This window comes from Pseudotamlana agarivorans, assembly GCF_018860245.1.
Classification (GTDB): domain Bacteria; phylum Bacteroidota; class Bacteroidia; order Flavobacteriales; family Flavobacteriaceae; genus Pseudotamlana; species Pseudotamlana agarivorans_A.
Genome location: NZ_JAHKPD010000012.1, coordinates 402,767 through 415,014, shown reverse-complemented (window position 1 = coordinate 415,014; position 12,248 = coordinate 402,767). Strand labels below are relative to the sequence as shown.

The following is a 12,248-nucleotide window of genomic DNA, read 5'->3' as shown; positions in this document are numbered from 1 at the left end:
TCAAACTTGGGTTACCACAAGGTAAAAGTATAACTAAAAAAAATGGTCACAAAAAAAGCCCATATCAAAAAACGATATGGGCTTTCATTTATTATTAATGAAATCTTATTTAAGCGATGCTTTCATAAGTTCTCTATTCATTCTAGCAATATTGTCTAATGAAATTCCTTTCGGGCATTCCACTTCACAAGCACCAGTATTTGTACAGTTACCAAAACCTTCAAGGTCCATTTGTGCTACCATGTTTTGAACACGTTCAGCAGCTTCTACCTGACCTTGTGGTAATAAAGCATATTGTGACACCTTAGCTCCTACGAATAACATCGCAGATGAGTTTTTACAAGTGGCTACACAAGCACCACAACCAATACAAGTTGCAGCATCCATAGCTTCATCGGCAGCGATCTTTGAAATTGGTAAAGAGTTCGCATCTTGCGTGTTTCCTGAAGTGTTTACAGAAATATATCCTCCAGCATGTTGAATACGCTCAAAAGCCATTCTATCAACGATTAAATCTTTTATCACTGGAAAAGCAGCTGCTCTCCATGGTTCAATTGTAATGGTATCTCCATCGTTAAACATTCTCATGTGTAACTGGCAGGTTGTAATACCACGATCTGGACCGTGTGCTTCACCGTTAATATATAAAGAACACATACCACATATTCCTTCACGACAATCATGATCGAAAGCAACTGGCTCTTCACCAGAGTTTACCAATTGTTCGTTTAAAACATCCATCATTTCAAGGAAAGACATATGCTCTGAAATATCGGTTACTTTATAATCGACCATTTGACCCTTTGCATTCGAGTCTTTTTGTCTCCAAATTCTAAGCGTTAAATTCATATTATCCATAATGTCAATCTTATTTGTATGAACGTTGTTTCAGTTCAATGTCTTTAAATTCTAATTCTTCTTTATGTAAAACCGCATCAGCAGGTTCTCCTTTATACTCCCATGCAGCAACATAAGCATAGTTTACATCGTCACGTTTCGCTTCACCTTTTTGCTCGCCGTCTAATTCAACAGACTCTTCTCTAAAGTGACCACCACAAGATTCTGCTCTGTTAAGCGCATCTTTTGCAAATAACTCACCTAGCTCAAGGAAATCTGCTACACGTCCTGCTTTTTCTAATTCAGGGTTTAATTCGTTAGCTCTTCCTGGAACTTTTACTTCTTTCCAGAATTCTTCACGAATCGCTTTAATTTCGGCCATAGCCTCAGTTAAACCTTGTGAATTTCTTGACATTCCTACTTTATCCCACATCACTTTTCCAAGTTTCTTATGGAAATAATCTACAGATTTTGTTCCGTTGTTGTTCATAAAGAAACTGATACGATCTGTAACTTCTTTTTCAACAGCGTCAAATTCTGGCGTATTTGTTGGAATGGTTCCTGTTCTAATATCATGAGATAAATAATCTCCAATAGTATAAGGTAATACGAAATAACCATCAGCTAAACCTTGCATTAAAGCAGAAGCTCCAAGTCTGTTTGCACCGTGATCAGAGAAGTTAGCTTCACCAATACAGTATAAACCTTCAACCGTAGTCATTAAGTTATAATCAACCCAAACACCTCCCATGGTGTAGTGTGTTGCAGGATAAATCATCATTGGTGTTTTGTATGGATCTTGATCTACAATTTTCTCATACATTTGGAATAAGTTTCCGTATTTCGCCTCAACGATGGCTTGTCCTAATTCGTATATTTTTTCCGCGGAAGCGTTTTTAATATTATGAATTTTGGCTTGTTCATTTCCGTAACGATCAATAGCCGCTGCGAAATCTAAGTAAACAGCTTCTCCTGTTGCATTTACACCGAAACCAGCATCACAACGTTCTTTAGCAGCTCTTGAAGCTACATCACGTGGTACTAAGTTACCGAATGCAGGGTAACGTCTTTCTAAGTAATAATCTCTATCGGCTTCAGCAATATCAGTAGGTTTTAATTTCCCTTGCTGAATCGCTTTAGCGTCTTCTATTTTTGCTGGCACCCAAATACGACCATCGTTACGTAAAGACTCAGACATCAATGTTAATTTAGACTGATAATCTCCTGAACGTGGAATACAAGTTGGGTGAATTTGTGTATAACAAGGGTTTGCGAAATACGCCCCTTTTTTATGAATTTTCCAAGCTGCGGTCGCATTAGAACCCATCGCGTTAGTTGAAAGGAAATAAACGTTTCCGTAACCACCAGTTGCTATAACAACGGCGTGTGCTGAATGACGTTCAATTTCACCTGTAATTAAATTACGAGCGATAATCCCTCTTGCTTTTCCGTCAACTTTAACAACGTCAAGCATTTCATGACGGTTATACATTTCAATTTTACCACGAGCAATTTGTCTATTCATTGCTGAATACGCTCCTAATAATAGTTGTTGTCCTGTTTGTCCTTTCGCATAGAATGTTCTTGATACAAGAACCCCACCAAACGAACGGTTATCTAATAGTCCACCATAATCACGCGCAAAAGGAACCCCTTGAGCCACACATTGATCGATGATATTACCTGAAACCTCAGCTAAACGGTACACGTTAGCCTCACGAGAGCGGTAATCACCACCTTTTACGGTATCGTAAAATAATCTATAGTTTGAATCCCCATCACCTTGATAGTTCTTCGCTGCATTGATTCCCCCTTGTGCTGCAATAGAGTGCGCACGTCGTGGTGAATCTTGATAAGCAAATGCTTTTACTTTATATCCTAGCTCGGCTAACGTTGCCGCTGCTGAACCTCCTGCTAACCCTGTACCAACAACGATAATATCTATATTACGCTTGTTTGCCGGGTTAACTAAATTGATATGATTTTTATAATCTGTCCATTTATCTTTAATTGGACCTTTTGGTATTTTTGAATCTAAAGCCATTTTATTGAAGATTAATGGTTAAAAAAGTGATAAAGTGCTACAAAAACAAATCCTACTGGAACAAAAATCGAGTAAGCTTTACCTATTGCTTGTAAGGTCTTTTTTCTACCTGCAGTACCTCCCATAGATTGGAAAGCTGAAGTAAAACCGTGCATTAAGTGCAAGGCTAAAAACACAAAAGCTACAACATAAGCTCCCACGCGTACTGGGTTTACAAACTTATGAACTAGCTCTTCGTAATAACGGTATCCTTCAACACCTGCCATGGTACCAGACCAATCGCCTTTTATAAATTTGGTGTTAATTTCTGGAAACCAGAAATCAATGAAGTGTAAAACAATAAATGCTAGAATGGCAACACCACTCCAGATCATATTTCTACTTACCCATGAAGAGTTTGCTGCACCATTATTTTGAGCATAAGAAACACCGTTTGCTTTTTTGTTTTTTAATTCTAATATGAATCCCATGATAAAATGGAAAACCACACCAAAAATTAAAACAGGCTGCAAGGCAAATTGAATTAAAGGATTTGTACCCATAAAGTGCGACACTTCATTAAAAAGGTCTGGACTAATTACAGATAAAAGATTAATAGCTAAATGCTGAAGCAAGAAAAACATGAGAAAGAAGGCTGAAAGTGCCATAGCTACTTTCCTCCCTATCGAAGATTTAAAAAATCCGTTCATTTTGATTAAATTATTTAAGATTCTAGCAAAGGTAGGTTAGACGCGAATTATAGGCAAATAACATTTGTCATGTTTTTGTTATTTAGAATCATTTTAATTAACTACGTATTTATACTTAGTATGAGCTAAAAATACGTAGTTTTTATGTTTTAGTCCACAATCACTTTTTTTGTTAACGCCCCATCTTTAGCCAAAATTTTAACAAAATAAACACCCTTTGTAAGGTTCGTTAAATCAATAAGCTCAACAGGTGTTGGATTATCCATATATTTTTCCAAAACCTGTCTTCCGCTAACATCATAAACAATTAATTGAACTGATTTTAATGCATCTGCGCCTTGAACATAAAGCAAACCATTTGTAGGATTTGGATATAATTTAAAAGAATCATGTCCGGCAACATGCCCCGCTGTACTTAAGGTACAACCAGAATGACCTATAGGGACCATGGCCGATTTACCCCCAAAGCAAGGCGCCACAGGCAGACTGCCCAAACTATTTCTGAGTATAACAGCACCGGCTAATTTATTATCATCAGACAAATCTCTAATTTGCTGACCTCTAGATGTTGAGTAATGCATTATATCCCCAAATTCATTAATAACATGCCCCAACTGGTGCGCGTGGCCTAATTCATGCAAAGAGACGTCTTGAAAATCTACGAAAAAACCAGGGCTGCCGCCACCAAAATGCCAAGAGGCTTCATTATCAAACACCATATCTATATCCGTTGGAAAAACCTCAGAATCATTTAAAACATCATTATTATTGGCACAAAGTGTAAAAGAATAGGTTGTTCGCCCTAATGTACCATCAGGCAATTCAGTACCATTGTCGAACCTCACTATATTCACACCATCTGAAGGATCTGCTTTATCAACTGATGTCACTGGACCTATACCAAAATTAACACCAGTTTCACAACGCCAAGTCTCTAAGGCCGTAAAAAAGTCATCTTTAGCACCGGGATGTTCATTGTCGGCATTAAAACTTGTTTCCAATTGAAATTCATACCCCCCGCTGCCATCATTATTCACTAAACGTGTTGGGAACGCATAATTCTTAGAACCACTTCCAGCATTTACATTAAAAACAGCATTAAGCAACGCGTAAGTCACGGTTAAAACATCGACCGACTCAATAACGTTAGCGCTAGCATCGGTTACACGAATAGTACCTGTTCCGGCCTCAGTTGGCACTTGTACCGTAATTTCATTTGTTGTCCAACTTATAATTTGAGAATCCAAGGCATCAATAAAATCGGCATTAGCCATATCGTCCTCCCCACCTGTATCGGCATTTCTAAAACTAACTTTTCCTTGAACTAAACCAAATCCACCAGTAGCACCACTTGCTTTAGAAATTTTAATTGTAGAACGCGTACCAGCAGTAATGTTTGTAGGCGAAAACGATATTCCAGATGGCACTAAACTACTCTTAGCTTCATTTAACCTAGAAGTTTCGTTATTAACACTAAAAGCTCTTACAATTTTATAATGAAGCTTGGTAAACTTTGAGAGTTCATTATAAAAAGTACGCACTATTCCTTTTTTAGTAGAAAAAGGATTGGCTACAGCATCACTATATAAATTATACTTATAATAACCTTGAACACCACTATAGGCCTTATAATAATTAGTAGCATCTAGCCCTAAATCTGAACTATTAATTAAAGTAAAAACCCCCAAATCACCAACATTTAATTTCAAACTATGGGTAACTATTTGGCAATCGAAACCTACAGTACCACCAGCCGTGACGAGATCTATTTTCGACACAACCTCCCCTTTAAACACTTTATATACTTCAATACTATTTTTTGTATAAATGTGATTATCTGCCCCCCAAAAAGCTGTTTTTGAAATCACTTTACCTTCGATTACTAAATCTGAGTTTTGAATTTGCTTCTCAAGTGGTATTTCCCTCAAATGACCTTGAGAAAAAACAAATGTTCCTGTAAGCAAAAACAAGAACGCAAACAGTCTTATTTTTTTTATTGTATAATATTTAGCCCCCATCTTATTATGCATTTAATTAACAATTAACGTATTAACATCAAAAGTAGCAAATTATACCTTATGTTTTATTCAGAATCATTACTTTTATACCCCTTATAAATTTCCTATAAAAATGAAATACACACCTATTAATAGTAAGCTATTTATTAAAAATCGTGAAAATTTTAAAGCAAAAATGCTCCCTAACAGCTTAGCTGTTTTTAACTCAAATGATATTTATCCCGTAAGCGCCGATAGCACATTGCCTTTCGAGCAACATCGTGATATATTTTTCTTAAGCGGCGTAGACCAAGAAGAAAGTATTTTAGTGCTTTTCCCGGACTGCCCAAAAGAGAAACATCGTGAGATTTTATTCTTAAAAGAAACCAACGAACACATCGCCATCTGGGAAGGTGCCAAACTAACAAAAGAAAAGGCATTAGAAACTAGCGGAATTAAAACCGTTTACTGGCTGCAAGACATGGAAAAAATCATGTTTGAAATCATGACGCAATGCGATACGGTTTACATAAACACCAATGAACATTACCGCGCCAATGTTGACGTTGAAACTCGTGAAGACCGTTACACAAAATGGCTAAAAGAAAAATACCCTGCACATCGTGTTGCTAAAAGCAACCCGATCTTACAACGTTTACGTGCTGTAAAAGACGATATTGAAATTGATTTAATTCAACAAGCTTGTAATATTACAGAAAAAGGCTTTCGCCGCATTTTAAACTTCGTGAAACCAGGCGTTTGGGAGCATGAAATTGAAGCTGAATTCATGCACGAATTCTTAAGAAACCGTTCCAAAAAATTCGCTTACACCCCCATTGTTGCTTCAGGAAACAACGCGAACGTATTACACTATGTTGAAAACAACCAACAATGTCAAGCTGGTGAGCTTATTTTAATGGATGTAGGCGCAGAATACGCAAACTATTCAAGCGACATGACGCGTAGCGTTCCGGTTTCTGGAAGATTTACCGATCGCCAAAAAGCAGTTTACAACTCGATTCTTCATGTAAAAAAGGAAGCCGAAAAAATGCTTATTCCTGGAACCGATTGGGCGCAATACCACGTTGAAGTAGGCAAAATGATGACTAGCGAGCTCTTAACACTTGGTTTATTAGACAAAGCTGATGTTCAAAATGAAGACCCAGAATGGCCTGCGTATAAAAAATATTTTATGCACGGGACTTCTCACCACATGGGACTTGATACTCACGATTACGGTATTTTAACCGAACCCATGCAGGCAAATAACGTGTTTACCGTTGAACCTGGTATTTACATTCCGAATGAAGGTTTTGGTATACGTTTGGAAGATGACTTGGTAATTCAAGAATCTGGAGCCCCAATCAACTTAATGAAAAACATTCCAATTGAAATAGAGGAAATTGAAGATATCATGAACGCCTAAGCGTTCAAATAACTCAATAAAATAATAAAAGAGGCTGCTTGAAAAAACAAGACAGCCTCTTTTTGCATACAAAACAGAGTAATATTTTTAAAGAGTGACTAATTCAAATAAATAATCATTAAGTTTTTGCAGCGTATTAATTTTATCTTTTGAATCAATTAATAACGATATGTTGTTCTGACTTCCACCGTAAGAAATCATTCTAATTTTTACGTCTTGTAATATTTTGAATAACTTAAACGTATCATCGTGATTTACAACTTCATGCCCCACTAAACACACAATACTTTGGTTTTTATCTACCTCAATCGTGGCAATTTTATCTAATTCAGCCAAAATAGGCTCTAAATGTGAATCGTCATCAATAGTTAATGATACCGCAACTTCAGAAGTGGTAATCATATCGATTGATGTTTTATAAGTTTCGAATATTTCAAACACTTTCTTTAAGAAACCGTGTGCTTGCAGCATACGAGCCGATTTAATTTTGATAGCCGTAATACCATCTTTAGCGGCTATAGCCTTTATACCATCACCTGCCGTAATACTAGAAATTAAAGTACCATGAGCAGAAGGCTCCATCGTATTCTTTAAACGAACTGGAATATTATCAGCTCTTACCGGAGTTACCGTTTGTGGGTGCAATATTTTTGCTCCGAAATACGCGAGTTCGGCAGCTTCATCAAACGACAAGTTTGAAATTGGGTGTGTATTTCCAACGTGTCTTGGATCGTTGTTATGCATACCGTCGATATCTGTCCAAATCTGAACTTCTTCAGCAATAACAGCAGCACCAATTATAGTCGCCGTATAATCACTACCTCCACGTTGTAGGTTTGAGATTTCATCTTCCGTATCTAAACAAATAAAACCTTGAGTGATGTATATTTCTGAATCTGGAGTCGCCTCAAATACTTTTTTAAAGTTTTCCTTAATATAAGTGATATCTGGCTCCTTATTTTCGTCAATACGCATAAAGTCTAAAGCTGGCAATAATGCCGAACTTACACCTTCTTGATTTAAATAGGCATTAAACATAAATGTAGAAAGCAATTCGCCTTGCGCCACAATTTGATTTTCTAGAGTTGTTGAAAACGACTTTGAAGCACAACCTTCTAAAAAGCTAAAAACATCTGAAACATACGATTTTACAGCAGCGTTTAAATCGGCATGCTGTAAAAGATTATCGATAGTTACTTTATAAGCAGCATGAAGCGTTGTTACTTTTTCAATAGCAGCTTTAGCCTGCCCATCTTTAATATCTTGGCCAATAGCAACCAATTGATTTGTGGTTCCAGACATCGCTGAAAGCACTACAACTTTTTTCGCACCATCGTTAATAATATTTTTAACGTTGGACATATTTTCCACTGAACCTACAGACGTCCCTCCAAATTTTAATACTTTCATTGTCATCAATTTGGCAACGAAATTATAATTCATTTAGCTAACTACGATGTTTATTAAAAAAAAAGTTTATTTTTACACATATTGTTAAATAATTAACATTTAGTAATCATGAAAACGGTATCAAATTGCGTAGAAGATATTTTAATCACGCAACCTTATTTAGAAGAAGCCTTATCTAGAAACATCATTAACTTTAGTGCATTGGCTATAGAACTTGTAGAACCTATTAGTAAAATGCTCAAAAAAGATGTGAAACCTGGAGCGATTATGATGGCGCTACGCCGCTACAATCCACCAGCCACTTTATCGAATTCGCTTAAAATGAAAAAAGCAATTCAGAATCTTGGAGATATCACGGTTCGATCGAATCTCACCGATTTTACAGTTAAAAATTCAGACACGCTTATTGATAACCATTCCAAAATTTTGGAACGCATTAAAATAGAATCTAAGCCGTTTTATACTTTTACTAGAGGGATACATGAAAGTAACCTTATAATTTCAAGCAGTTTAAATGCGTTTATAAAAGAAGAATTAAAAAACGAAACATTATTAGCGGTCCAGGAGGGTTTGTCGGCCATCAGTATTAATTTACCACAAGACAACTCCAAAATTGCAGGACTATATTATCATTTTTTTAAGCGTTTAGCCTGGGATGGCGTGGTAATGTATGAAGTCATTTCTACAACCAACGAGTTTACCATTTTAGTTGAAGATGAATATGTAGACAAAGCCTTTACTGCCATAAAGCGTGTAAAGTCTTAAATGATTAAAGGCTGTTTAAAAAGTATTAGATGACGTTATTCTGAATCAAGTCCAGATCGCCGAACCAACACTTTTTAAACAGCCTTTTATATTTCATTTATACTCAAGCTATTTACGACTTCAAAGGTTTTGGAATCTCAATGTTATCACTATACATTTCCCAAATTTTAAAGCCACCGGCCACATTTTTAACAGGTTTGATGCCGTTATTTCTTAAAATTAATTCCGTTAAATAACCTCTTAAGCCCTTTTGACAAAATACAATCACTTCCTTATTCTGATTCTTAATAGAATCAACATGGTTCCTAATAGCATCTAACGGATAATTTAAAGCCCCAGGAATGGTTCCCTTTACATATTCATCGGCTGTTCTCACATCTAGTAACAAGTAATCATTGGATGCATTTTTATCCATAAAATCATCTAAGGCTTCCACCGAAATTTGCTCACTTTTACCATTAATAATATTCTGAGCCACAAAACTAGTCACCACAATAGGATCTTTAGCTGGTGAAAATGGTGGTGCATAAGCCAAATCTAATTGAGACAAGTCGCTAATTTTCAACTTCGCATAAATCGCCGTACTTAATACATCTACACGTTTATCCACACCTATTTCCCCAAATAATTCAGCACCTAAAATTTCTTCCGTTTTGGCATCGTAATATATTTCGGTAATTAAATCTTTTTGCCCTGGGTAATATCCTGGCGTTGCTCCTGCTACCGTTAAAACGGTTTTAAAAGCGATACCTTTTTCATTTAGAGCCGTAGGATTCATTCCTGTTCTAGCTAAAGTATAGTCAAACACTTTTACTATCGCCGTTTTATAAGCCCCTTTAAACGAAATAGTATTACCATCAACCGCATTAGCACCTGCAGCACGCCCAGCCTTATTAGAATGCGTTCCTAAAGGAAAATAATCGTAAGTATTGGTTTGTAAATTTTTTAAAGAAATATTATCACCCGCAGCATAAACATCCTTAATAGAGGTTTCCATATACTCATTCACTTTTAGCGCTCCATTAGCAATAGACTCAGCGCCTTCGGCCAATAACAAATCGGTATTAGGTTTGATTCCCGTACTTAATATCACGAAATCGGTTGGAATGCGTTTTCCATTTTTTGTTTCGATTGCTAAAATATTACCATGAGTATCGATATCAAATTTAGATACCAAAGTCTCCGTTAATACCTCAATGCCTTCAGCTTCTAGAACATGCCCAGCAAAATTTCCAAATTTTTGCTGCCACATATTTAAAACATGAGACGATCCTTCAATCAAAGTAACCTTTTTCCCTGCTTCTCTTAAATTTTCAGCTACTTCAACACCAATTAACCCAGCACCAATAATGGTTATATGTTTTGACTCACTTGTTAGACCAAGTTTAGTAATTTTATCAAAATCAGGCATTGAACGGCAAGTAGACCAGTTATTTGCCAATTTAATATTATCTATTGGCGGTACTATAGATCGTGCACCCGTAGCAAAAACTAACTTGTCATATTTATATGATTTATCGTTAGAAAACACCAATTTAGCCTCAGTATCAATCTTTACAATTTCCTCATTCAATCGCACATCAATATTAAATCGGTTTTGTAATAATTCTGGTTTAACCACCATTAATTTATCACGGCTTTCAATAACTCCAGAAAACGCATAAGGCATTCCGCAGGTTGCATAACTTATATTTGCTCCTTTTTCAAACAATATAATTTCTGCTTGCTCATCTTCTCTTCTTGCCTTAGCTGCTGCAGAAGGTCCTGCAGACAAACCACCTATTACGATAATTCTTTTCATATTACTTCTAATTTATATGCAAAGGTCAATTAAACCAACAAACTAACATGTAACGTTTATTACAGAAGACTTTATTACTTCACATATTAAACATAAAATAATGAAGTTGAAGATTACAATTAGCTAAGCCCTATTATTTATCTTTGCCACACAACTGAGGTTATGATTATAGATTTCAAAGGTACAAACATTCACTACACCGATTCAGGAAAAGGTCATGCCGTAGTACTACTTCACGGCTTTTTAGAAAGCAGCAAAATTTGGAGGAGCTTACTCCCAGAACTTTCAAAAAAGAACCGCGTAATTTGTATCGATTTATTGGGGCATGGAAAAACGGGCTGCATAGGCTACGTGCACACGATGGAAGATATGGCCGAAGCCGTTGAAGCCGTACTCAAACAGCTTCGTATTAGGCGTTCTACGTTCATAGGACATTCTATGGGCGGTTATGTGGCGCTCGCTTTCGCGGAAAAAAATCCCGATAACCTTAAAGGTTTATGTTTATTAAACTCCACTGCAAGTTCCGATTCTCCTGAAAAGCAGCTTAACAGAACCCGTACCATTGCAACAATAAAAAAAAACCACAACACTTTTATACGAATAGCGATTACGAATTTATTCCGACCTAAAAATAGAATCATTTTTAGAGATCAAATCAAGCAACTCATAAAAGACGCACAACAAACACCGCTTCAAGGTATTATTGCCGCTCTAGAGGGCATGAAAATAAGAGATAACAGAGAAGCCTTATTACATTTTACACCCTTCAAAAAAATGATGATCGCAGGAAAAAGGGATCCCGTTTTAAACTATGAAACCCTTCTAGAACAAATAGAAGGCTCTCAAGTAGAATTTATTGAATTTCCAGATGGACACATGAGTTTTATCGAAAATGAAAGTGAAATACTACACGTTATAATGCATTTCATCGAAAAATAACTGCTCTTTGTCGTTTTATTTGGTTTAATTTATATATTTAGTGCAACCCAAACCAAAAAACCATGAAGACAACGTCCAACAAAGTCGCTTTAATACCGAAAATGTATTGTACGCTATTCGGCCATGATTATCAAGTATCTAGAAATGTAACTTCACATGTTAAGGAGTATACTTGTAAATCCTGCAAAAAGGAATTAACCACCGATAGTAACGGAAATCTCACAGAATTGACACCAACTTTTAGAGAAATAAACACCATTTTAGAACGCGTGTACAATTCAAAAACAGAACGTTTAAGAGATAAATCTGTTAGTTCATCGATTTACCAACACGTTTAGCC

At 36.2% G+C, this 12,248-nt stretch carries 10 protein-coding genes; 4 read left to right on the top strand and 6 right to left on the bottom strand.

Going from position 1 to position 12,248, the window contains the following annotated elements:
* Positions 1–105: 105 nt before the first annotated feature.
* From KO493_RS08170 to KO493_RS08155, 4 genes are all read right to left on the bottom strand, one after another.
* The gene (locus tag KO493_RS08170; protein ID WP_216067448.1) at positions 106–858 is read right to left on the bottom strand and encodes a succinate dehydrogenase/fumarate reductase iron-sulfur subunit; all 753 of its coding nucleotides are present in this window, start codon (positions 856–858) and stop codon (positions 106–108) included.
* Positions 859–868: 10 nt separating this feature from the next.
* Positions 869–2,881 carry a fumarate reductase/succinate dehydrogenase flavoprotein subunit gene (locus KO493_RS08165; protein ID WP_216067447.1) on the bottom strand — a complete coding sequence of 671 codons (2,013 nt, stop codon included), beginning with the start codon at positions 2,879–2,881 and terminating at the stop codon, positions 869–871.
* A gap of 11 nt (positions 2,882–2,892) precedes the next feature.
* Positions 2,893–3,570: a succinate dehydrogenase cytochrome b subunit gene (locus KO493_RS08160; RefSeq protein ID WP_216067446.1), complete on the bottom strand. Its 678-nt coding sequence runs from the start codon at positions 3,568–3,570 to the stop codon at positions 2,893–2,895.
* 149 nt (positions 3,571–3,719) lie between these two features.
* On the bottom strand, positions 3,720–5,600 hold the full coding sequence (locus tag KO493_RS08155; protein WP_216067445.1) for a T9SS type A sorting domain-containing protein: 1,881 nt from the start codon (positions 5,598–5,600) through the stop codon (positions 3,720–3,722).
* 100 nt (positions 5,601–5,700) lie between these two features.
* On the opposite strand from KO493_RS08155, the gene KO493_RS08150 reads away from it, so the two are divergent.
* Positions 5,701–6,993 carry an aminopeptidase P family protein gene (locus KO493_RS08150; protein WP_216067444.1) on the top strand — a complete coding sequence of 431 codons (1,293 nt, stop codon included), beginning with the start codon at positions 5,701–5,703 and terminating at the stop codon, positions 6,991–6,993.
* Positions 6,994–7,080: 87 nt separating this feature from the next.
* Here KO493_RS08150 and KO493_RS08145 read toward each other — a convergent pair whose 3' ends face one another.
* A complete protein-coding gene (locus KO493_RS08145) occupies positions 7,081–8,403 on the bottom strand; it encodes an aspartate kinase (protein ID WP_216067443.1) in 1,323 nt (440 codons plus the stop codon).
* Between the two features lie 108 nt (positions 8,404–8,511).
* On the opposite strand from KO493_RS08145, the gene KO493_RS08140 reads away from it, so the two are divergent.
* On the top strand, positions 8,512–9,168 hold the full coding sequence (locus KO493_RS08140; protein ID WP_216067442.1) for a hypothetical protein: 657 nt from the start codon (positions 8,512–8,514) through the stop codon (positions 9,166–9,168).
* 112 nt (positions 9,169–9,280) lie between these two features.
* On the opposite strand, the gene KO493_RS08135 is transcribed toward KO493_RS08140, so the two are convergent.
* On the bottom strand, positions 9,281–10,969 hold the full coding sequence (locus KO493_RS08135; protein ID WP_216067441.1) for an FAD-dependent oxidoreductase: 1,689 nt from the start codon (positions 10,967–10,969) through the stop codon (positions 9,281–9,283).
* A gap of 162 nt (positions 10,970–11,131) precedes the next feature.
* Here KO493_RS08135 and KO493_RS08130 point away from each other — a divergent pair, with 162 nt between their 5' ends.
* On the top strand, positions 11,132–11,908 hold the full coding sequence (locus KO493_RS08130) for an alpha/beta fold hydrolase (RefSeq protein ID WP_216067440.1): 777 nt from the start codon (positions 11,132–11,134) through the stop codon (positions 11,906–11,908).
* Between the two features lie 62 nt (positions 11,909–11,970).
* A complete protein-coding gene (locus KO493_RS08125) occupies positions 11,971–12,246 on the top strand; it encodes a hypothetical protein (protein ID WP_216067439.1) in 276 nt (91 codons plus the stop codon).
* The last annotated feature ends 2 nt before the right edge of the window (positions 12,247–12,248 follow it).

What these genes read in the sequence shown, in the direction of transcription:
- KO493_RS08170 (WP_216067448.1), bottom strand. Translation starts at nt 858, where the DNA reads ATGGATAATATGAATTTAACGCTTAGAATTTGGAGACAAAAAGACTCG.
- KO493_RS08165 (WP_216067447.1), bottom strand. Translation starts at nt 2,881, where the DNA reads ATGGCTTTAGATTCAAAAATACCAAAAGGTCCAATTAAAGATAAATGG.
- KO493_RS08160 (WP_216067446.1), bottom strand. Translation starts at nt 3,570, where the DNA reads ATGAACGGATTTTTTAAATCTTCGATAGGGAGGAAAGTAGCTATGGCA.
- KO493_RS08155 (WP_216067445.1), bottom strand. Translation starts at nt 5,600, where the DNA reads ATGCATAATAAGATGGGGGCTAAATATTATACAATAAAAAAAATAAGA.
- KO493_RS08150 (WP_216067444.1), top strand. Translation starts at nt 5,701, where the DNA reads ATGAAATACACACCTATTAATAGTAAGCTATTTATTAAAAATCGTGAA.
- KO493_RS08145 (WP_216067443.1), bottom strand. Translation starts at nt 8,403, where the DNA reads ATGAAAGTATTAAAATTTGGAGGGACGTCTGTAGGTTCAGTGGAAAAT.
- KO493_RS08140 (WP_216067442.1), top strand. Translation starts at nt 8,512, where the DNA reads ATGAAAACGGTATCAAATTGCGTAGAAGATATTTTAATCACGCAACCT.
- KO493_RS08135 (WP_216067441.1), bottom strand. Translation starts at nt 10,969, where the DNA reads ATGAAAAGAATTATCGTAATAGGTGGTTTGTCTGCAGGACCTTCTGCA.
- KO493_RS08130 (WP_216067440.1), top strand. Translation starts at nt 11,132, where the DNA reads ATGATTATAGATTTCAAAGGTACAAACATTCACTACACCGATTCAGGA.
- KO493_RS08125 (WP_216067439.1), top strand. Translation starts at nt 11,971, where the DNA reads ATGAAGACAACGTCCAACAAAGTCGCTTTAATACCGAAAATGTATTGT.